General features: G+C 39.3%; 19 protein-coding genes. 10 read left to right on the top strand and 9 right to left on the bottom strand.

Features of this window, described 5'->3' with window-relative positions; genetic code table 11:
* The first annotated feature begins 52 nt into the window (after positions 1-52).
* Positions 53-331, top strand: coding sequence for a helix-turn-helix domain-containing protein (locus AC3ITD_RS21175; RefSeq protein WP_489362676.1), 279 nt, complete (start codon positions 53-55; stop codon positions 329-331).
* A gap of 90 nt (positions 332-421) precedes the next feature.
* Here AC3ITD_RS21175 and AC3ITD_RS21180 read toward each other — a convergent pair whose 3' ends face one another.
* Both AC3ITD_RS21180 and AC3ITD_RS21185 read right to left on the bottom strand, forming a co-directional pair.
* Positions 422-1,174 (bottom strand): helix-turn-helix domain-containing protein, encoded by a 753-nt coding sequence (locus AC3ITD_RS21180; RefSeq protein ID WP_489362677.1) that lies wholly within the window; start codon positions 1,172-1,174, stop codon positions 422-424.
* 237 nt (positions 1,175-1,411) lie between these two features.
* Complete coding sequence (locus AC3ITD_RS21185) at positions 1,412-2,227, bottom strand: SDR family oxidoreductase (protein ID WP_489362678.1); 816 nt, start codon at positions 2,225-2,227, stop codon at positions 1,412-1,414.
* 722 nt (positions 2,228-2,949) lie between these two features.
* On the opposite strand from AC3ITD_RS21185, the gene AC3ITD_RS21190 reads away from it, so the two are divergent.
* The 4 genes from AC3ITD_RS21190 to AC3ITD_RS21205 all read left to right on the top strand — a co-directional run bounded on the left by AC3ITD_RS21190 (position 2,950) and on the right by AC3ITD_RS21205 (position 9,966).
* Positions 2,950-3,687 (top strand): ImuA family protein, encoded by a 738-nt coding sequence (locus tag AC3ITD_RS21190; RefSeq protein WP_489362679.1) that lies wholly within the window; start codon positions 2,950-2,952, stop codon positions 3,685-3,687.
* Between the two features lie 5 nt (positions 3,688-3,692).
* Positions 3,693-5,201 (top strand): Y-family DNA polymerase, encoded by a 1,509-nt coding sequence (locus AC3ITD_RS21195; RefSeq protein ID WP_489362680.1) that lies wholly within the window; start codon positions 3,693-3,695, stop codon positions 5,199-5,201.
* 12 nt (positions 5,202-5,213) lie between these two features.
* Positions 5,214-8,444 (top strand): error-prone DNA polymerase, encoded by a 3,231-nt coding sequence (locus tag AC3ITD_RS21200; protein ID WP_489362681.1) that lies wholly within the window; start codon positions 5,214-5,216, stop codon positions 8,442-8,444.
* A 505-nt stretch (positions 8,445-8,949) separates the two neighbouring features.
* The gene (locus tag AC3ITD_RS21205; protein WP_489362682.1) at positions 8,950-9,966 is read left to right on the top strand and encodes a 2-hydroxyacid dehydrogenase; all 1,017 of its coding nucleotides are present in this window, start codon (positions 8,950-8,952) and stop codon (positions 9,964-9,966) included.
* A gap of 449 nt (positions 9,967-10,415) precedes the next feature.
* Here the strand turns inward: AC3ITD_RS21205 and arsB are convergent, their stop codons facing one another.
* The 7 genes from arsB to AC3ITD_RS21240 form a co-directional block, all read right to left on the bottom strand.
* Complete coding sequence (arsB, locus tag AC3ITD_RS21210; protein ID WP_489362683.1) at positions 10,416-11,501, bottom strand: ACR3 family arsenite efflux transporter; 1,086 nt, start codon at positions 11,499-11,501, stop codon at positions 10,416-10,418.
* Entirely contained in the window at positions 11,501-11,926 is a 426-nt protein-coding gene (locus AC3ITD_RS21215; RefSeq protein WP_489362684.1) for an arsenate reductase ArsC, read from the bottom strand. Before AC3ITD_RS21215 ends, arsB begins: the two co-directional genes overlap by 1 nt.
* Before the next feature lie 6 nt (positions 11,927-11,932).
* Positions 11,933-12,418: a GNAT family N-acetyltransferase gene (locus tag AC3ITD_RS21220; protein WP_489362685.1), complete on the bottom strand. Its 486-nt coding sequence runs from the start codon at positions 12,416-12,418 to the stop codon at positions 11,933-11,935.
* A gap of 10 nt (positions 12,419-12,428) precedes the next feature.
* Positions 12,429-12,899, bottom strand: a complete 471-nt coding sequence (locus AC3ITD_RS21225) for a DUF6428 family protein (protein WP_489362686.1) — start codon at positions 12,897-12,899, stop codon at positions 12,429-12,431.
* A 50-nt stretch (positions 12,900-12,949) separates the two neighbouring features.
* Positions 12,950-13,279 (bottom strand): ArsR/SmtB family transcription factor, encoded by a 330-nt coding sequence (locus AC3ITD_RS21230; protein ID WP_489362687.1) that lies wholly within the window; start codon positions 13,277-13,279, stop codon positions 12,950-12,952.
* 192 nt (positions 13,280-13,471) lie between these two features.
* Positions 13,472-14,182, bottom strand: a complete 711-nt coding sequence (locus AC3ITD_RS21235) for a hypothetical protein (protein ID WP_489362688.1) — start codon at positions 14,180-14,182, stop codon at positions 13,472-13,474.
* A 381-nt stretch (positions 14,183-14,563) separates the two neighbouring features.
* Positions 14,564-15,457, bottom strand: coding sequence for a winged helix-turn-helix domain-containing protein (locus AC3ITD_RS21240; protein ID WP_489362689.1), 894 nt, complete (start codon positions 15,455-15,457; stop codon positions 14,564-14,566).
* A gap of 512 nt (positions 15,458-15,969) precedes the next feature.
* Between AC3ITD_RS21240 and AC3ITD_RS21245 the strand changes: the two genes are divergently transcribed.
* From AC3ITD_RS21245 to AC3ITD_RS21265, 5 genes are all read left to right on the top strand, one after another.
* Positions 15,970-17,271, top strand: coding sequence for a serine hydrolase domain-containing protein (locus AC3ITD_RS21245; protein WP_489362690.1), 1,302 nt, complete (start codon positions 15,970-15,972; stop codon positions 17,269-17,271).
* 76 nt (positions 17,272-17,347) lie between these two features.
* Positions 17,348-18,004, top strand: a complete 657-nt coding sequence (locus AC3ITD_RS21250; protein ID WP_489362691.1) for a YceI family protein — start codon at positions 17,348-17,350, stop codon at positions 18,002-18,004.
* A 15-nt stretch (positions 18,005-18,019) separates the two neighbouring features.
* A complete protein-coding gene (locus AC3ITD_RS21255) occupies positions 18,020-18,715 on the top strand; it encodes a hypothetical protein (RefSeq protein ID WP_489362692.1) in 696 nt (231 codons plus the stop codon).
* A gap of 52 nt (positions 18,716-18,767) precedes the next feature.
* Positions 18,768-20,993, top strand: coding sequence for a S41 family peptidase (locus AC3ITD_RS21260; protein WP_489362693.1), 2,226 nt, complete (start codon positions 18,768-18,770; stop codon positions 20,991-20,993).
* A 1,031-nt stretch (positions 20,994-22,024) separates the two neighbouring features.
* Entirely contained in the window at positions 22,025-23,044 is a 1,020-nt protein-coding gene (locus AC3ITD_RS21265; protein ID WP_489362694.1) for a gliding motility protein GldB-related protein, read from the top strand.
* Positions 23,045-23,143: the final 99 nt, after the last annotated feature.

Here is a 23,143-nt window from a genome sequence, read left to right on the forward strand (position 1 = left end):
GGAAATGTCATTGACGAATTAGACTTAAATGTTAACATTAACTATTTGACCTATGAATAGGATGGATGCTCTTCTGGATATCTTGTCTAAGATATATCAGATTTTGGTGCTGGTTTACAACAGCAAATTCCACGGTAACCTTGTTTTTGATGAGGATCAGCAAATGAACCGGCAGGAGGTTATGGATTACCTTGGGATTAGTGAGAGTACTTATAAACGCATGGTTAGACAGGGTAGGCTGAAGCCAATGAAGCTTCCCGGAGGGGATAAGTTTTATAAGAGTGAACTTTTATCGGAATTTAAGGAAAGTAAAAGGAGGGGAAGAGTTTGATTTATGAGTAATGTCTTAGTTAGTAGTTGATGATATTGTAGGCCTCATACTTCCTTTTGTTTTTGATTATTTCTTTCTTAATTGCCGGCATCAATTCATATTCCTGAATTCGACAGGAGTTTGCCCTGTTTTTTGCTTGAAAAGTTTATTAAAGTATTGAGGATAGTCAAAGCCTAACTCATATGCGATCTCACTAACAGATTTATTTGTACCTATCAGCTTGTTTTTAGCTTCCTCAATTAAATATAGATGAATATGGTCCTGAGTATTTTTACCAGTTTCTTTTTTAAGTAAGTCACTTAAATATCCAGGTGATAAATTCACCTGTTCGGATAAATATTTTACAGTAGGCAAGCCCTTTTCCTGCTTATTTTCCTGGGAGTAATAATTGGTGAGAATTTTCTCAAACTGAACGAGCACTGAATTATTGGAACTCCTCCTTGTTATAAATTGCCGCCCGTAAAAACGGCTGCAATAATTGAGCAATAATTCAATTGTGGAAACTATTATACTTTGGCTATGCACGTCTATGTTTTCTTCCAATTCAGTGTTAATTTTGGATACGCAGTCATATAATACACGTTTTTCCTTTTCGGACAAATGAAGTGCTTCCGAAGTTTGATAGGAAAAAAAGCTGTATTCCTTCATTTTATCATTTAAGGACGTTGCCCGGATTAGATCAGGATGAAAAAATAATCCCCAACCCATTATGTTTTCGGACGCTTGATCATTATTGTCAATTTCGATAATCTGATTGGGTGCCATGCAGATTAGACTACCGTCCTGAAAATCAATGATTTTCCGCCCGTACTTGATTTTATTATCAGGATAGTTCTTAAACATGATGCAGTAATAATCTGCAGACAATTTTATTTCACAGTCTATCTGCTGATCCACTTTACTAAAGTCTACCACACCAACTAAAGGATGATGGATATCGTGAGCCAGCCCGAAAAGTAAAAACATCTCTGAGATCGTTTGTAAATGAATAATTTTACTCCTCACCATAGGTTTTTTTGTAAATATGCTGATTATTGAAACCATTACAATGCAATGGTTCCAGTAATCGGGTTAAAGGGATTAAATTCCAAATTGGGCTTTTATTCCTGCCTCAAAAGTTTCATCGTCACTCTGCTTAAGATTTCCGATCATAAATTCCGCATCTTCGCCTGCTATGTATCTCAATTGCGCAGTATCATCGGTGGCTGCTTGGTAAATTACATTAGCAACCACACTTGCGGATGAAGCATGTTGAAACAAGGACTGCATAGCTGACATGATTTTTTCGATAAAGGGTTGGTATTCTGTGTAAGATTCATTGTTGCTAAAATCAAGGGAACGCCCCGTAAAGTCAGTAGTAATAGCACCTGGCTCAATAATCTTTACTTTACCTCCAAATTCTGAAACTTCGTATTTCAGGGATTCAGAAATACCTTCCACAGCAAATTTGGTTCCGTGGTACAGCGCTCCCAACGGAAATGCCATTTTGCCTCCAATAGAAGAAATATTAATGATCGTGCCGCTTCTATTTCCGCGAAAATGTGGTAGCAATGCTTTGGTGACATCTAAAAGGCCAATCACATTTGTATCAAACTGACGGATGATTTTCTCTCTAGCAAAGGATTCTAGAGGACCATAGGCACCATAACCCGCATTATTAAGTAGTACATCAATTTTTCCAAATGTTTCGATCCCCTTATTTACCGCGGTTTCAATAGAATTTAAATCCAAGACGTCCAGCCTGGCTACCATAACATTTTCCAGGAGATTTAATTCAGTTTCACTCTCTGGTTTACGCATGGTGGCAATAACGTTCCAACCTTTCTGCTGAAATAGTTTTGCTGTCTCTTTTCCTAACCCACTGCTTGCTCCTGTTATTAAGATTGTCCTTCTCATTTTTTTGATTTTAAATTATAATATAAAGGTCGAATTAACGAAGTGATGGCAGATAAGACGAATTGAGTAAATTTGTATTGTTTTTGCTGAACTTTGTGCCAAAAGTGAAAAGGATAGCCGTAAAAGAGGTACTTCTGGCGCCTGAGTTTCATTTGGAAACTACATGAGCGCATTTCAAAATAAGCTACACCAGGAAAAGCCGCTGGAGTGGAGGCCTACTTTAAATCCTATCCAATCGAAGGGAGGCTAATCGGAGGCCGCAAAGAAAATGTCGAATTTAAGCAAATAGCATTTACTGGTGTTATGGTGGATGCAGATCTTGGTACCACAAAATCCTTTAATATCCTAGATCAGGTCTGGATGATTATGAATGATACAAATGAAAATGCAACTTTTGTAGTTTTAACTCGTGGGATTATCTTTAAGGACTCCTGAAAGATTCTGGTGGTGTCCAAAGTGTGAATTTTCATTCTATTTATTTTTCCTGTTCAGGGATGCTGATGTTTTTTCTTCAGAGGTATATGTAATTTCCATCTTGATATGGCGATTTTTTTGACATAATCAGTTCGATTTTCATGGAAATCAAAACTTGCCTCGGCGATCAACTTATCCACCAAAAACACAATCTTTTCCACATTTCACTATTTACTAACAATTTTAGCTTTATGTTTGTTGTTGAATTTTATTGTACTAAAAATAATAGTATTTAAATTGTTTCAATCATGGATGCTAAAAAGGAATTGTTTCAAAAGCTGCAACAGGATATCCTGTTGTGGCAGGGCTTTAAGCCCTCGTCCTCGGGCAAGGCTGAACGCATAGGCCTTGGTGGAATCGAAGATTCTTTTCCCGGCGGTGTATTCCCCAAAAAGGCCATCCACGAATTTATAACCATAGCCCCCGAAGATGCCGCGGCAAGCGACGGATTTATTGCTGGCCTGCTGGCAGTACTAATGGAAAACAGTGCGGCATGCGTGTGGGTTAGTACCTCACGCAGATTATTCCCAGCCTCGCTTAGCCTATTCAACGTAGAGCCCGAGCGCATCATCTTTATGGATGTGCAGAGCGAAAGGGATGTGCTATGGATTGCAGAAGAAGCGCTTAAATGCGAAGGGCTCGCTGCGGTGGTAGCAGAATTAAATAAGGTCAGCCTTATCGAATCGCGCAGGTTGCAGCTTGCCGTAGAGTCCAGTGGAGTTACGGGATTCATCTTACGCAAAGACGGGAATAAAGCAGCAAGCACGGTAGCTACCGCAAGATGGAAAATCAGTCCGTTGCCAAGTGAAAGCCATGATGGAATGCCAGGGCTGGGATTTCCCCGCTGGAAGGTAGAGCTGCTAAAGGTGCGCAATGGCAATCCTGGAAGTTTTGTGCTGGAGTGGGCAGGAGAAAAATTTAAGGAAGTCAAGAAAACTGAAAAACAAACAGTTTGGTCTGATCTGGAGCGCAGGCAAATTGGGTAGATATCATGCAAAGGCGTTTTGTTTCCATATGGTTTCGCCAGCTACTGGCTGACTGGCAGATTATTCGCAGGCCTGAGCTTTCTGAGGTTCCCTTTGTTTTCTCCGCGCCCGATCATGGCCGAATGATGATCACAGCCGTTAGTCCATTGGCATTTGGTTTTGGAATAGAGGTCGGAATGCGTGCAGCTGATGCTAAGGCAATATGCCCGGGACTTGAGGTACTGGATGATAAGCCTGGCCGTCCGAGAAATCTGTTGCGCGGCCTTGGCGAGTGGTGCATTCGCTATTCACCGATAGTTGCCATCGATGAGTTTGGAATGGACGCTCTGTTGCTCGACGTTTCTGGATGCACGCATCTCTGGGGCGGAGAGCGAGGATATTTAAAAGAGATATTTGCTAGACTAAAAAGTAAGGGATATACCGTAAGGTTGGGCATTGCCGATACTCCGGGAGCTGCCTGGGCGGTTTCGCATTACGGCAAGATTACTCCATTAATTCCTGCTGGTGAACAGGTGGAGGCATTGCTAAATCTTCCACCTGACGCGCTTAGGCTGGAAGAGCAGACGCTTGCAAAGCTTAGAAAACTGGGGTTTTACCAGATTAAGAGCTTTATCGGGATGCCCAGGTCGGTCTTGCGCAGGCGTTTTGGCGAGGATTTTCTGTTACGGTTGGCACAGGCGATCGGAACAGAGAATGAGGTCCTGGTTCCCTTGCAGGTTCCCGTTGCATTTAGCGAAAGGCTGGCCTGTTTGGAGCCTATAAAAACCAAGGTCGGAATTGAAATCGCTATTAATAAATTGCTCGAAAGTTTATGTAAGCGGATGCAGTCGGAGGGAAAAGGATTGCGGACTGGCGTGCTCACGGGCTACCGGATCGATGGAAAAGTGGTACAGGTGACTATCGGTACCGGTGGGGCTACCCATAACGCAAGTCATTTGTTCAAGCTTTTTCAGCTTAAAGTGGATCAGATCCGCCCTGCCCTGGGCATTGAGCTTTTTGTTCTGGATGCCCCAAAGGTGGATGATGTGGAAGTGCCTCAGGAGGAAATGTGGACATCTACCCCCGGGCTTGATGATAAAAGCGTAATCCGATTGTTGGACCGTGTTGCAGGGAAAGTAGGATTTCAGGTAATCCACCGCTACCTTCCGGCAACAAAATATTGGCCGGAGAGATCGGTACTAAGGGCTGTTTCGGTAACAGAAAAACCGCAGGCCAGTTGGCGGATCGATAAGCCCAGGCCTACTGAACTGCTCAAGACTCCAGTGCCAATTGAGGTAATGGCTATCATTCCAGATCACCCGCCAAAGTTTTTTATTTATAAAGGCGTGCGGCATGTGGTGGCAAAGGCCGATGGACCTGAGCGCATCGAGCGCGAATGGTGGCTGGATCAGGGTGAGCATAGGGATTATTACCAGGTAGAGGATGAGCGGGGCGGCCGCTATTGGCTGTTTCGCTTAGGGCACTATGGCGGCGAACAAAAGTACAAATGGTTTATACATGGATTTTTTGCATAGAGGAGAGGGGTTATGGGATACAGTGAATTACAGGTTACTTCAAATTTCAGCTTCTTGCGAGGAGCATCGCACGCCCATGAGCTGGTTGAACAGGCTGAGATTTTTGGGTATCAGAAAATAGCTATTACCGATAGAAATACGCTTGCGGGAATCGTTCGTGCACATGCAGCATGCAGGGAAAAAAACGTAAAGTTGATCCCCGCATGCAGGCTGGATTTATTGGATGGGCCTAGTCTGCTTGCATATCCTACTGACAAGGAAGCATACTGCAGATTATCCGCGCTGCTGACTCTTGGCAATATGCGAGCGGAAAAAGGTTCATGCCATATTTCCAGGGCAGATGTTTACGCTCATAGCAAGGGGATCATTTTTAACCTGGTGATGCCCGGTGAGCTCAATCGCAGGTTTGAGTATGACCCCGGTTTTGTAGCTGCACTGGCGGAATACCGCGAAGCATTAGGCGGTCAGTTGTACCTTGCGGCAACCAGGTCCTATATGGGAAATGATGATAAGCTGATTTTCCGCACTTCCCAGCTTTCCAAGGTTTATGGAATCCCGGTGGTGGCAACAGGTGATATCCATTACCATTCGCCTTTGCGCAGGGAATTGCAGGATGTGCTTACCTGCGTTAGGGAAAAATGCACCATCCAGGAAGCTGGGTTTCGCTTGCACCAGAATGCCGAGCGCTATATGAAAGAGGTGGCAGAGATGGAGCGTTTGTTCAGAAAATATCCAAGCGCTATCAAAAATACGATGCTGATAGCCGAGGCTTGTAATTTTTCTCTGGATGAGCTCAAATATGTTTATCCCGAAGAGATCAATAAAAGTGGCCGCTCGCCACTGGAAGAACTGGAATACCTCACTTGGAAAGGAGCGCAAGAGTTTTACGGTGAAAAGATCCCAGAGAAAGTGATCAAGATGATCCACCATGAGATGGAATTTGTGAAGCAGATGGATTATGCGAATTATTTCCTTTTTGTTGAAGATATCGTGCGTGAGGCCAGGTCACGGGGAATCCTTTGCCAAGGACGAGGTTCTGCGGCTAATTCGGCCATCTGTTTTGTGCTGGGAATTACTTCAGTTAACCCGATGAAATTTGACCTGCTTTTTGAACGCTTTATTTCTCCGGCCAGGAACGAGCCCCCGGATATAGATGTGGATTTTGAGCATGAGCGCCGGGAAGAAATCATCCAGTATATCTATAACAAATACGGCCGTGACCGGGCGGCAATCGTCGCAACGGTTACCCAGCAGCATCAGAAAGGTGCAATCCGTGATGTGGGAAAAGCAATGGGACTCTCCGTTGATACTATTAATCGATTGTCAAGTTCCATTTGGGAATTTACCGATGAATGGTTCGATGGTAAAAGGGTTACCGAACAGGGGTTAAATCCAAACGACCCGCATCTTAAAAAAACGTTAGAGCTTACCTCGCAGATGATAGGCTTTCCCCGGCAGCTGGGTCAGCATACCGGGGGATTTGTAGTTACCCAAGGAAAGCTTACAGATCTGTGCCCAATTTTAAATGCCCGGATGGAGGATCGCACCAATATCGAGTGGAACAAGGATGATATCGATGCGCTGGGATTTTTAAAGGTGGATGTGCTGGCGCTAGGGATGCTCACCTGTATACGCAAGGCTTTTGATCTTTGCCGGGATCATTACGGAAAACAGTTTACTTTGGCCAATATTCCCCAGGATGATCCTGATGTTTATGATATGATCTGTCTGGCTGATACTTTGGGCGTATTTCAGATTGAAAGCCGGGCGCAAATGTCGATGCTGCCAAGGCTAAAGCCAAGGGAGTTTTATGATCTGGTAATCGAGGTGGCAATCGTCCGCCCAGGACCAATACAGGGAGATATGGTGCATCCCTATCTGCGCAGGCGAAATGGAGAAGAACCTGTAGATTATCCTTCACCCGAACTAGAAGAGATTTTGGGGAGAACTCTGGGGGTACCGCTCTTCCAGGAACAGGCGATGAAAATAGCAATTGTTGCAGCTGGGTTCACGCCCGCTGAGGCAGATGGATTGCGCCGTAGCATGGCAACATTTAAGTTCAAGGGATTAGTGAATCAATATGAGCAGAAGCTTATCGATGGAATGATGGCCAAAGGGTATACACTGGAATTTGCAAAGCGGATATTCAGGCAACTGGAAGGATTTGGAAGTTATGGTTTTCCGGAATCCCATGCGGCAAGTTTTGCGCTACTGGTCTATGTATCCTGCTGGCTAAAACACTACTATCCCGATGTTTTTGCTACAGCGCTTTTGAACAGTATGCCTATGGGTTTTTACCAGCCCGCGCAAATTGTCATTGATGCCCAAAAGCATACCGTTGAAGTACGTGAAGTGGATGTAAACCATTCGTTGTGGGATAATAAACTCGAAGAAAAATCGGGAAAATATCATGCCCTGCGTCTGGGATTCCGTCAAATCAGTGGTATTCGGGTTGATGAGATAGAGATTTTGATCAACGCACGCGGTGATAAATATAAAAGCATCACTGCGCTTCGCGATGCGGGAATATCTATTGCAGCGCTTGAAAGACTGGCCGATGCTGATGCTTTTCGTTCCATGGGAATGGATCGGCGTAAGGCACTTTGGGAAATTTCGGCCTTAAAGGATATGCCCGTCGAACTGTTCAAGGGACAGGCTTCTGAAAGCGTACTTGAAATGCAGGTAGAGTTACCCCTTATGGGAAAAGGAGAACATGTCGTTCAGGATTACGCAACAGTCGGCCTCTCGCTAAAGGCACATCCGGTGAGTTTTGTGCGGCCGCAACTGGATATGCTAAATATCCGCAGTTGCAATCATATCAACAACGATTCTACAGATGGGCAACTGGTGAAAGTTGCTGGACTGGTCCTGGTGCGCCAGCGCCCCGGAACTGCAGGTGGTGTTTGTTTTATCACCATTGAGGATGAAACGGGATATTCGAATCTGGTGGTTTTTGAAAAATTGTTCGAAACCTACCGCAAGGAAATTTTGCATTCGAGACTTCTAATGGTAGAAGGGCGTTTGCAGCGTGAGGGGAATGTGGTGCATGTAATCGTTAGTAAGTGTTTCGATTTTACAAAAATGCTGGGCAAGTTGGTACAGCGTGAAGTGGATGAATTGCCGGTATTGACTTTGGCGAGAGGCGATGAAAAGACTGCGCCCTATCCCTCGCAGAATAAGCGGGCCCAGGTAAGGAATGAAGCGCCTAAAAAAGCTTTCCATGGTGGAAGGAATTTCAAATAAGAGATTTCATCATAAGCAGAAATTAAGCAAGCTTTTATATCTGAATAATTAGATTGCAAACTTGCTTCCAATAAATTGGATCTAGGTATATTGTTGATCAGTTATTTATGTATAATTTCAATCTTCGTTTCATTATACGTTTGTTTACTGGAATTGCCAAAGTGCATTTATAATTGAAATAAATAGTAAAATGGTACATAGCCTTCGTTTTTTGAGACAATAACTTAAAAGGAAATCTTTTTAAATTTGGTAGGTGTCAAGGCGTCAATAAATTTTTTGCACACAGGATTCAATTCTTGATTTCTGCTCGTAGAATCATTTACATATTACCATAACGACACCAGATTGGAATAGGATGGTGGGTTGGTACTCGACTTTAAAAGTTCTTTGATTCATTTTAAATTATGGTAAATGAAGTTAAAAATTAACAGGGTAATTTTTAGTGCCTTGGAGCTGCACATTTTGCGAAGCGGACTAGTTAATAAACAAAAGTATCACGCTTATTATGACTACCTTACCGAAAACTATAGGCATCATGAAAATCGCTGTTTTTAGCACCTGCAAGTATGATCAGGAATTTTTAGAAAAATACAACACCTCGCATCAGCTTGTCTTTTTTGAACAGACATTGAATCTTGACAGTGCGCCAATGGCGCAAGGCTTTCAAGCTGTTTGTCTTTTCGTTAATGACAGGGCTGATGCCGAAGTTCTCTCGTCGCTTGCTGAATACGGGATTAAGGTGATACTTCTCCGTTGTGCCGGATTTAACAACGTGGACCTTGACTTTGCGGAGGAGGTGGGTATAAAAATCCTCCGGGTTCCGGCCTATTCACCTGAGGCTGTAGCGGAGCACACCCTGGCAATGATGCTGACCCTTAACCGTAAAACCCACAAGGCATATAACAGAGTCAGGGAAGGAAACTTCTCCCTGGAATCTTTAATGGGGTTCAATATGCACGGCGCTAAGGTTGCCCTTATTGGAACGGGTAATATCGGGAAAGCGTTATATAAAATTCTCAAAGGATTTGGCTGCAGGATTTCTGCCTATGATCCCTATCCAGATGCTGAGCTTGTGGCAGACGGTCTGGAATATATGGATTTACGTGAAGCATTGAGCGATGCTGAAATGGTATCGTTGCACTGCCCGCTAACAGATGAGTCATTCCATATGATTAATGAAAACACGTTAAAATATTTCACAAAAGGGGCAATGTTAATCAATACGAGTAGGGGAGCCCTGGTAGATACAGCAGCAGTAATCAATTCATTGAAGTCTGGTCAGTTAGGTTATCTTGGCCTGGATGTCTATGAACAGGAAGCTGCGCTTTTCTTCCAAGACCTTTCGGGGGAGGTAATTCAGGATGATCTGATTGCCAGATTGATATCATTTCCAAACGTACTTATTACCTCACATCAGGGCTTTTTTACTCGTGAGGCAATGCAGCAAATCGCAGAGACAACTTTTTTGAATGCAGATGCATTTGTCGCTGGAAAAAATATGATCAATGAAATTAAACCATGACTTCTCAGCTGCAATCGCCTAATGAATTACAATGTTAATTAGACTACAGGTTAGGTCATCATCATTTACTACAGATGATGATTATATAAAAATGAAATCCTCATTAATTTACTATTCGAGTTTTCATGGGTGTTCTGGGGCAGGAATTTTCCCTTGCGATATTTCATATAATTAAGCTAATGTTTTCCAATTAATGGGAATGAAATATTATTTTATGAAATCTCGACAGGAATGTACACTGGGTTGAACCACAGGTAACCAGTTTGCAAAATTATGAGGCACATTATGTCGTGGGGTTGATAGAATGGCTAAATCTTATTTTATCGATAGCATTGTTAAAAGATGTAACTTATTAACAAAAAGACTCAAAAACAATTCGTTTTTTGAGACAACTCGCTATTTATATGTAATAATTTAAGCCCTTCATTCATGAAAAAGTATAATATTCATTATTTTCTTGAATTTACAGAATTAAAAAGATAATATTTTTTCCTGAAGTAAAAAGCAAGGTTCACCAGGGCGATCAGTGCAGGGACTTCTACTAAAGGTCCGATCACTCCGGCAAATGCCTGACCTGAATTGATCCCAAATACGCCAATGGCTACTGCAATAGCGAGTTCAAAATTGTTCCCGGTTGCCGTAAATGCGATAGAAGCGCTCTTGGAGTAATCTGCCCCAAAATAACGTCCTGCAAAAAAACTCATGACAAACATGATGGAAAAATAAATGACCAGTGGGATGGCAATTCTAACTACATCCATCGGGATGTGTACAATCAACTCTCCTTTTAAACTGAACATGATCACAATCGTGAAAAGTAAAGCAATAAGGGTAATGGGCGAAATCATAGGTACGAAGACATTATTAAGCCATTCTTTTCCCTTAAGACTGATCAGTGCATATCTTGAAATGATTCCAAGCGTAAAAGGTAACCCTAGATAAATCGCCACGCTTTTAGCAATTTCGCCAATGGTAATATTGACTTCCAGGCCTTTCAATCCAAAATAAGGCGGCAATACCGTAATAAAAATATAGGCAAATACACTGTATAACAAGACCTGGAAAATGCTGTTCAATGCAATTAGTCCCGCTGCATATTCCCTGTTTCCTTCGGCAAGTTCATTCCAGACCACCACCATGGCAATACACCTGGCAAGTCCGATCAGGATCAGTCCCACCATATATTCCGGATAGTCTTTTAAGAAAATGATGGCCAAAAAAAACATTAGTAAAGGTCCGACTACCCAGTTTAGTATTAGCGAAACGCTCAATACTTTGGTGTCTTTGAATACTTCTCCCATTTTTTCATAACTCACCTTGGCAAGCGGAGGATACATCATCAGGATCAGTCCAATAGCTAAAGGGATATTTGTAGTGCCACTTGAAAAGGAATTAATAAATCCCGAAGATGAAGGAACGAAATAACCTATGCTCACTCCCAGCGCCATGGCAATGAATATCCATAAAGTTAAATACCTGTCAAGGAAACCAAGTTTCTTTCTTTCGGCCACAGGGACACAATTATTTGCACTCATTAAATCTTTTGGCTTATATGTTCGCTGATAAAGTCAGCAGAATAAATCTTGATCAGGTCTCTTACCCTTCTAAATTCGTTCATGACTTCATCCGCAGTTCCAGTCGCTTTTGCAGGATCCGGAAAGTTCTGGTGAAAACGTTCTACCGTGCCTGGGAAATAAGGACAGGCTTCGTTTGCATTGTCACATACGGTAATCACTGCATCAAAAGGAATAGATAGGTATTCATCCACGTGGTTGGAAGTATGGGATGAAATATCAATGTGGTCTTCTGCCATTACCTGCACCGCTTTTGGGTTTACACCATGGGTTTCAATCCCTGCACTATAAATATTGGCTTTACCATCTGCATAATGACGCAGATAACCTTCAGCAAGCTGGCTTCTGCAGCTATTTCCTGTACACAGGACTAATATGTTTTTCAATTTTCTTCATATTATAGTTTGACTTCTTCTTTCTAATAGTACGGTATCCCGCCAAGTGCCATGTTGTTTTCCAATCTTTTCCCTGACACCAAGAGTCTTGAAACCAGCTTTTTCATGGATTTTTAAGCTTGATGCATTTTCCGGAAAAATTCCAGCCTGCAAAGTCCAGATGCCTTCCCGTTCACTTGCTTTGACCAATTCATTTAGCAGACCAGATCCAATACCTTTTCCACTGAATTGCGGATCAACATATACACTCACTTCTGCAACCCCCGCATAAACGCATCTGGAAGAAACAGGGGTTAACGCTGCCCATCCATGTATAACACCATCCTGATCATCAACAAAGCGACAAGTTTTTAAATGTGAATCGTCCCATTCCTCAAAGGTTGGGGCAGAGGTTTGAAAAGTGGCATTGCCAGTCGCAATTCCCTTTTCATAAATAGATTTTACCTGCTCCCAATCTGAAGGAACTAAATTTCTAATCCCCATGTTCTTTTATTTAGCAGCAGCCACCACCTGGAGTACACGCATTTGCATCACCTGCCAAGTTTACCATTTCCAATTTTTGTTTTTTAACCGGAATGCCGCATTTGTCCATGGCAAGGCAAGCAGTCGTTTTTGAGGTTAAAACAAATTTATCCCCATCAAAAGCCAGGTCATATTTACCAATGGTTTCAGATTGGTATTCAACTTCAATATCCAGATCTTCCATACCGATAATCTGCTCAGATAAGGAAATAATATTCAATAATTTTGCTGCTTTCAAACGGTGCTCAAAGTCATTGGCATCCCAAAGCTGGAAATTTGCTACTTTCTCATGGCGTACCGTACCACCACAGTCAATAAAATCTTTAGTGATTACACCAACTTCGGTAACATGGAAGTGTTCAGGCACAACCTGCCCGTTCTCAAGTTTAAAATTAACACTTTCTCTTGTAGCCAGGATTTCTTTAATTTCTGATAGTTTCATAACAGTATATTTAATATTGCAATTTAACGATTGATTTAATTTAAAAAAAACTAACAGCAGTCAGCTTCTTGTTTATAAGCACCTAAAAAAGCGCCGATTTGGGTCTCTATTAATTTCCAGGTTATCGGATTGATACAATAACAAACACTCACCCCCTCAATGGTACCCTGAATAATTCCAGCTGTCTTTAATTCTTTTAAATGTTGGGATATTGTGGCTTGGGCAAGACCAAGTTCTTCTACCAGGTCGCCACATATGCAGGTATTAGAAGCAAGGATCCTTTGTAAAATTGCGATACGGGCTGGGTGGGCTAACGCTTTTAATAACGTTGCCAATTGGTTCTGTTCAGTGCTGAATATTTCTGTTCTTGTAAGTCCCATAACTATGTATTGCAATATTACGATATATAATCATATAGTGCAAACTATTTCCAATATACCTTATAAGTTATTTTATTATTCTCTAGTTAGTGATTTAATTGATTCGTAATGTTCGTTTTTTGAGACGATAAAATATAATTATAAATCCCTCAACCTATCAAAAATCCACCGTTTAATTATAACTAAATGGGTCTAACTATGATTGAATAATTTTCTGATTGCGGCAAGATGAGCAAACAAAACCAGGGGAACAATGAATGCTGGCAGCCAGCTGAAGGGGAAATTCAAGATGGCAACATTTGGTTGATCAAAACCAAATTGCTGAAATGGAGACGGTGCCGAAAGTATAGCATTAATTACGATATTGAGCAACAGCCCAAGGCAGACAAAGTTCCAAACCAATAAAGAAGTCTTTCCCATTTTACTTTTTGAGACACCGAAAAAACCGACAATTGGCGCGGTAATCCCTGCGAGAATATCCATATTGCGCCCTTCAAATGTCATTAGTTCAGGAATGGCACCGTTAAGAAATAACCCATAAAGGACTAGCTCAACCGGAACTCTGATAAGATGAATATAAGTGAGCATCTGCATAGATAAGCAGTCTATAAACAGTTTGCCTTTTCGGGTGTTGAAGATCAAAACAATGGCAAATAATGCCGGAATAACTGCGAAGAGAATGATCTTGGGAGGTATTGAATCAGGGTAATTTTTATAAATTCCCATGAAACTTAATAACGCCTGGATGATAAGGAAAAGTGATATCGCAAAAATAATTCTACGAACTGACTCTCTCCTCATTGATTTTGATGATGTTTTTATTAAAAGCACAATCATTCCTACAGCCACAAATGTGGTCAGACCAAAAGCAATGATTAGATAGAACGGCAGATCTTCAAGCATGAATCTAGTAAGGTTAGACAAAGCTAATTTATTTTAATTGACATCCCAATTATGCAACACAACTACATCACTGACTATACCCTCTCTATTTGGTAAAACGGAAGTATCTATCTAAGAATCGACTGTTTAATGATAAAAAATATCAAGCTAACTTTTGTCTTTGTTTCTAAATCAATCTTAAGCCAATTGGTTTTTCATCTAGCAAGAAAATGTCAACATAGATAGGAAATAGTGATAAGCGATTACCAAAACTTGCGTTTAATTGAAATCTTATACATCAGCAGTAACTATATAGAAATAGATTGCTTCATTAACATTACATCGATTAATTTCCAGCTGAAGAAATTTGACCCGCCTCTTAATCTGCACTTATTAGGAATATTATTTCAAGTTTATTTCAAGCCTATATCCTTTTCCGCGTATAACAACAATTTTTATGTTCGAGTCGAGCTCCAATTTTTTTCTAAGCTTGGATATAAACATATCCAGACTGCGCCCGACAATGATGCCTTCGTCCTCCCATATCTCTTTTTGCAACCGGGTTCTCTCTATAGTCTCATTAGGAGATAAGGCGAACATGAGAAGCACACGGGTTTCAGTTACCGTCAAGTCTATTGTGTTTCCATTAAAAATTAGCCTACGGTTCTTTGCGTCGAACAACGCTGAACCCAAAGTGATTGTGCTAGTATTGGGAATGTCCGGCAGCGATTTACCATGCTTACCAGATCTCAAAAATATAAAACCAAAAAATGCTAAAAGAGGCAAACCGCTGAGCAGAACTTTATTCTCTATTGTATTTATGCCTGTCGGTTTAAATTTAATGTTAATAAGGTAATTAGCTTTAGGTTGATTCCTTCCTATACAGGCTACAATATCATCTTTTTTATTTTTTGATGTAGCAAATCCAAAGACTACCCCTGACTTGCCAATATCCATAATATTAACAACATAATCAGTTGCAAACGGATCTTTTGATAAAAGGCGTTGAGTAGTATTTACCAAGGTATCTGCTTGAAAGGTTAACTCATTTTCAAAACTGATCTGGTACTCTTTATCAGCAATTCTTTTTACCGGTAGAACCCTTGATGTACTGTCGCCCGACTGCAAAAGTAATTCATGTCCGATCCTGCGGAGTAAGACTTCTCGTCTTGCAATATCGAAGTCGTCACTATCAGCTAAATTGAAAGATGCGCAGATTGCAGAAATAAATAGAAGCAGTATTGATCCAACAAGGTACTTGCCTTTCCCAGACAGGAAATTTTGGCTATTGAGCATAATGTTAAGTTTTTATTTACAAAGTTTACATTTTTATTTACAATTCAAATCTCTCAAGCTGGCAAATATCAAAGTAGATTTGCTGAATCAATTTTGATAGCGTATGAAAACAAAAATATCCATAAATCAAAGGTTCCAAAAACACAGCCATTAAAACAGCACTCAATACACCTAAATAACAGTTCTGCTAAGATTTTTTTTGGGTTTAATAGTGGTAATATTCAAATACGAGAATGCCACCGAAATTAATTCTAATTCTGTCGTCACGGCCGATGACAATGGAATATTAAATTAAGCATTTTAAAATAGTTAACGAAAATAGAATACTACCTATAATGAAATACCTATACACTTTCGTTCTAATTTTCCTTTGTCAAGGATTCTTCACCATACTTTATGCCCAGGAAAATAAATATTCCCCTAAAATAGAGATAAGAATAAGAGCAATAGAAAACAATCTAGGACTTCCCATAAGCATTGAAGGCGATCCGAATCATACCCTGATGGAAAGAATGAATTTTTATAATGTCAAGGGTGTTAGTATTGCAATTATTAAAGACTATAAAATAGAATGGGTAAAGGCATATGGTTGGGCTGATAGTGCTGAACAACGACGTGCTACTACAAGTACTTTATTTCAAGCAGGTTCAGTAAGTAAATCGCTAAATGGCGTTGGTGTTTTAAAAATGGTACAGGATAAAAAACTGGATATCTATTCTGATGTCAACGATTATCTAACAACATGGAAGTTTCCATATGATTCATTATCTAAAAGCAAAAAAATAACGCTCGCAAACCTGCTTAGCCATACCGCAGGTTTAGGTGTACATGGCTTTCCCGGCTATGAAAGAGGAGACACTATTCCTACATTAATACAAATACTTAACGGGGAAAGACCCGCTAACACGGTTGCCGTCCGTTCCATATTTGAACCTGGATTGAAAGGTCAATACTCTGGTGGGGGAACTATGATTTCTCAACTCGTAGTACAAGACATCACAAAGAAAACTTATGATAAGTTTATGTGGCAAAATGTATTAAAGCCCATGGGTATGAAAAATAGTTTTTATACTCAGCCCGCGCCACAAAGTAAACAAAAACTTTTGGCCTCGGGATATTATGCTAATGGTAAGGAGGTAAAAGGAAAGTATCATATTTACCCGGAACAAGCTGCTGCTGGATTATGGACAAATCCAACAGATCTGGCGAATTACATCATTGAAACACAGTTGGCATTAGCCGGAAGATCTAGCAAAGTGCTTTCACAAGATATGACTAGATTAAGGCTCACGCCATTTATTGACAAATCAGCAGCGTTGGGCGTTTTCATTTATAAACGAGGCGAAAACACTTACTTTGAACATTCTGGTTCAGATGAAGGTTTTGTTAGTGAATATTATGGTAGTATGGAAGGCGGGAATGGTGTAGTGGTGATGGCAAATACCGATAATGGAGCTATTTTAAACGAAATAATAAATAGTGTTGCAACTGTTTATGACTGGAAAGGTTTTTACAATCCACTAAAGAGACCCAAGATCATTACTGTTTCAAAAAATATCTTAGAAAGCTATATGGGAGAATATAAGTTTAAGGTAGATGATAAATTTTATATCAAAATCGGCTTTGTTAATGGACGGTTTTTTTACTCAGAGCCCGGTTGGGATGGATTTGAATTATTCGCCAGCGCTGAAAAAGACTTTTTTTCCAAAGAAAATCCTGTTGGCATTACATTCATAAAGGATGCAGCAGGCAAAGTTATTGAACTGGGATATCATAATGGTTCCAGAAATGAAAAACTAATAAAAGTTAAGTAGATGTTAATCTTCACCTAATTAAGGCTGATTTTAAGACTACCTAATAATTAGTTACCAAACAAATAATTCTTAAACTATGAATAAAAAGATATCAATTAACTACTTAATTCTAATTATTGCTTCATTGGCATTCAGTTGTCGTGAACCTATAAAAAAGGAAAATAAGGTAAGAGTAAGCCGCTTATCCTTGCACATTGGTAACGAAAAATATTTGATGATAGATACGAAAGAAAGTGTTGTACAATGGAAAGGTTCAAACCTAAATGGCTTAAACACTCAAACCGGATACGTTTATATATCAAAAGGCGAATTGATGATTGAAAAGGGTCAACTCGTCGGAGGTACGGTTGAAGTTGACATGAATACAATTGAAGATAAAAAACATGGAGTTGATAATAAGCTAGTTAACCACTTAAAAGACCCTGATTTTTTTGATGTAAAGAGATTTCCCTTTCCAACTATTTCAATTAAAAAGGTTACTTCAGTAAATGATGAGGATAAAAAGGTTACTGCAAACTTAACAATTAAAGGAATCACACATCCTGTTACTTTTCCTATCAAAATGGAAGTTATGGATGGAACTATAAAAGTGAATGCCAAGCTGGTCATTGATCGAACAAAATGGGATGTCCGTTATAAATCAGCAAAGTTCTATGATAATTTAGCTAATCAGACTATGTCAGATTCCATTGAATTCCACATCAAAATTGTAGCACAAAATAGGATTAATTGAAATTCATAAATAATCATGAAATATGTACACATATATACTTTGTTAATGATATCTGCTTTTTTCACTTCCTGTGGACAAAACAAAACAGATCTTAAGAAAGCAAATATCCAGTCCGAAACCAAAGACCTTACCACAGTCTCAGGAGCAAATGAAAAATATATTCACACTAAGTATGTGTATAGTGACACTAATGGGTTAAGCCTAATTATACAAAACAGTGGTCCAAAAGGTGGAATGAAATACACTGACCCTGATGGTAAGGTATATAGCTATGCTGTATTTTGGACTCGAATTATTAATGAAACAGATAAACCTTTAGAGTTACAGATTGCCTTTCCGGTAGATTCATATGCCATTCCGTCTTTACCTGGTAAATACTTTAAAATATTGATTCCTCCCGACACGATGACAGTTGATAAAGAACCCTTGTACCTATTCGGTCTGACAAACTTAAAGACTTTCTTTGACAAGAGTATTCACAAATCATCTTCGTTGAAAAGAACTATAAGTCCAAAAAAATCGAATGGTTTTTACATAGTGATGCTCAGCCTGGTTGAGGGAGCGCATGGTACCATGCGAACGGGACTTAGCCTAAAAGGGCAAAATCTTTATTATAAGATAAAAATTGATGGATCAAAGAGTAACACTAAATCAGACGATAAAGAAATTCAGTGTGGAAGTATTAATTTGAAAAATTTTGTGATACAATAGTAAATTGATGCCAGCTTACAATCAATTTCTTCCACTAAAAAAATATAAAAATATGCCAAATTATTTCTTACTTGTTTTTCTTATTTTTCTGTCTGGTTGGAATGAATCGCCGGATAACAACAGCGGATTTGAATCGGTAGATCAGACCATTTCACTTCCCAACGGATGGTGGTTTCAGGCACCTAATTACGACAATATCAAATTAGATTCGGGTATCAGATATGAAGGAAAATATAGCTTATCAATCGAGAATTCCATTGATTATAATACCCCGCAAGAAGTAGGAAACTATTTTTCCTTTGACGCAAATGATACGCTAAGCAGAGAAGAAGGTACGATTGAATTGAGGGGCTATATGAAAATGGATGTAGTTCAAAATGGGTATGCAGGAATTTGGTTAAAAGTTGATGGAGTTGATACCCTCCCGACATTGGTTGATAAGAAGAGTGCAGGCACGTATGATTGGGCAGAGTATAGTATCAAACTCAATTACTCCAAAAAAATAAGGCGGATAGCTTATGGAGGCATTCTAGATGGGGTAGGCAAAGTCTGGTTCGATAATTTCCAGCTTTATAAAGATGGAAAACCCCTAAGTGGTTTAAGACGAATACCGCAAAAAAAAGCTCAGGTCGATACTTCATATCGGAATGGATCCAGAATAAATGACATAAAAATAAATGCAAACAATATAGCCAATTTGGCGATAGTTGGACAGATGTGGGGATTTTTAAAGTATCACCACGCATATGCTGGTAGCGGGGATGTAAACTGGGACGCCGAGCTATTTGAAATGGTATCTAATGCGCTTAAATGCAAGAATGTTATCGAACTTAGTAATTCTTTAGAGGCTTATTTAGACTCCCTACCGAAGGTGAGAAAGTGTGATGACTGTAAAATGCCTTCGTCTTCAAAAGCGTTAATAGTCCCAGACTATGGAGATCTGTTTACGGGGAAAAAACTATCACAGAGCTTAACATACAAACTTAGGAATATCCAACAAAGCAACGACGGTAAAGAGAATTATTGGATTAAAAAAGATCCAAGCCTAGGTTACCCGCAATTTGTCAACGAAAAAAGCTATGATGAGATGGTATTTCCCGACGCGGGATATAGGCTACTTGCGTTATTTCGATATTGGTCTATCATAAATTACTATTCACCCTACAGAGACATTACAGAATACCACTGGAACCAAGTTCTCAAAGATTTCATTCCGAAATTTGTAGCTGCTGAGAATGCCGAGCAATATACACTTGCAACATTAAGGCTGATAGCTACAATTAAGGATACCCATGCAAACATCTTTAATAATTATCCAACCTTGGAATCAATCAAGGGTAAATATCGTGTCCCCTTTCGAGCCGATTTTGTCGAAGACAAGTTGATCGTAAGCGGATACCGTACCGATAGTTTAGGTATTCAAGAACGGGTTAAAATAGGAGACATTATTGTGTCTATTAACGGAGAAAGTATCGAAAAACTCGTAAAAAGGTATCTGCCCATCACTCCGGCATCCAATTATGAAACTCAATTGAGAGATTTGCCATGGAATTACCTGATGAGAAGTAACGACGACGAAATGCAGTTTGTGGTTAAACGAGACGGAAAGGTAATTAAACTAAACGTACAAACGCTCAAGGGAAAATCGACTTATAGAGCGCCCGCACAAAAAGAAAAAGGCGCATATTATTTAATTAATGAACAGCTTGGCTATGTTAATGCAGGAAAATATCAAAATTCGGAGTTGCCACAGATGAAAAAAATGTTTACAAAAACCCGAGGTATAATCGTCGACTTAAGAGAGTATCCAAATGACTTTATGCCCTACACCTTTGTGAACTATATTAAGTCTGGCAAAAATTTATTTGCAAAGATTTCATTGGTAGACTATTCAAATCCAGGCACTTTCCTCTTCACAGATTCAGCATCCAATGGTTCTCAAAAAAAAGATGAATGTTATAACGGAAAGGTGGTTGTAATTGTCAACTCTGATACTCAAAGCCAGGGAGAGTTTACTACCATGGCATTCCAGAGTTCACCAAACGTTAGCGTAATTGGAAGCCAAACAGCAGGTGCAGATGGAGAGTTATCCACTATTGTCCTTCCAGGTGGCATTACCACTGGGATATCAAGCAGAGGTATATTCTACCCAGATAATTCTCCGACCCAAGGCGTAGGTGTGAAAATAGATAATATTATAAAACCTACAATAAAAGGAGTAATAGATAGAAAAGACGAATTACTAGAGAAAGCTATTAATATCTTGACTAAAAGCTAATTTCCATAGATACCAATTCAATCAAGCTAAAAAGTAAATATGTTGGTGTACTAATGTATAAGATAACCCTCAATATATGATAATGTTTAGAGACTTTGGACTTTAGGATATTAGAGTTTGCTGAGCCGCGTGCTATGATCCTGCTGAACTCCGTTTTTTTCATTTATTATCATAAACTCATTCCATTAATCAAATCAAATCTTTAGTTTTTGATAATGAGTAAATGATAAAATATATTAACAAATTAAATGTCCGATGTTTACAATTTTTTTTCTTTACTGTATCGCTGCATTTAACTTACAGCTGAAAGAAAAACATACAGTAGGGGATCATACCTTTTTTTTGTGAGATTTCTTTTCTCTTTGCCCTGATTGGTGCAATAAACTTATAGCGAAGAAAAATATGCGCTAGTGGGATTGATAGCTTCGTTTTTTGAGACAAGCTAATAAAAGCTTAAGAGAATTTTAGGCATGTGCCACCTTTTAAGGCAAACGTAATCGGACACATTACCGAATTTTGTAGGGTATTAAAAAATTTTTTCTAGGAATCTGTAGACGATTAATTGTAAAAACTGGAAAAAGAATAATGTCTTTTTGTTAGATGTCAGGATAAAAAAGCGACGAAGTAAAGTTAATAAGTGATTTTTTTGTGAAACCTGCTACACTGTTTCTTAGCTGAGGAAGGCGAATGGCGAAACCTACTAGAGTTATTTACATATTTACAACCTTATTTGTCAACTAAAATTTTAGATAGAGAACAGACGGTAACTGTTCAAATTTAATAGTGCTTTAGATCTTCGTTTTCAGAAATGACGTATTTATAATTGTAAATTAATCAGTTTATCGGAATTATGATACATTTTGGCAAATGTTAAGACATTCGTATCTCATTTGTTCGTTCAATATCGAACATTTGGTGTTCAATAATGAACAATAGACTCTTTATAAATAACAATTGTGTGTTTATTACAGATTTTGAGAACAGTCAAAACATTGGCATACTAAATGATCACCCTTTATAAATTTACATTTATGAAGAGTTATATACTGGTCTTGTTTGCTGGTTTTACACTTTTAATTTCGTGTTCATCACAAAGGTCGGTCCATTCCAAACCATTGTCGTTACAGGATAGCCTGAATATGGTTTCCGATAGTATTAAAGTGGAGGGCATAACAATACACAACTTGTTTAAAAGCCAAATTTTGGCTCATCGTGAAGTTGGCAAATTTGATAGCACAATGATTCTACAAAATGTTTACCTTCCACACAAGCAGTTATGGGACAGTTGTTATGGGATAATCTTTGGACCAGATAATGCATCCAAGTTTAATAATTCCACTGGAATGATAAAATGGAATAAAACGCTGTATCCGGAAAACAGATCTCTTTTTGACACTAAGGCTAAAGCGCTATTGGCAATGAATTTAGATTCCGTTCTAAAGGTAAATTTAACAAAGTTCAACAAAATGGTTGGCTACAAACCCACAGCGATCATTAGTATATTGTTTACCCCTGTTCAGGGCATCGGTTTTGGCGGGTGTAGTGCAGAGCAATTTGCACTTGAGTTGAATTATGAAAATAATGATCTTGGTTACACGATCAATAAAGGCATACCACATGAACTCAATCACCTGGCTTATGAACCAAATAGAATGAAAGACCCCAAACATCAAACTGCATTAGCACAAACAATTGACGAGGGCTTTGCCTGTTATTTTACCTGGGCGTTTTTTGATGGAACTATTCCGAAATATGAAGCGGTTGAGAACATGTCTGAGGCCGAATGGCGATGGTACCTTTTACATGAAAACGAGATATTCCAAAAGGTTAAGATATATTTTGATGAAAAAGCAGAAAATCCACTACTAAATAATAATAAGTTCAAATTATTCCCGGATGCTCCCAAGACTCTTTTTTATTGGCTCGGATTTAGAATAATTGAAGCTTATGTAAAAAATCATGGCAAAGATTCATGGAAAGAGATATATAAATTAACAAGTGATGAGATCTATAAAGGCAGCGGATATGCAGACCAACTCAGCCAAAACTAAGTTGACGACGTTTTCTTAACTTAACCCTATAAATACGGAAACCACAATCGCCATTAAATTACCCTTTTTGGACAGAGAGCTATTTATCTATAGAAAAAT

The organism is Pedobacter sp. KH_004, assembly GCF_057840755.1.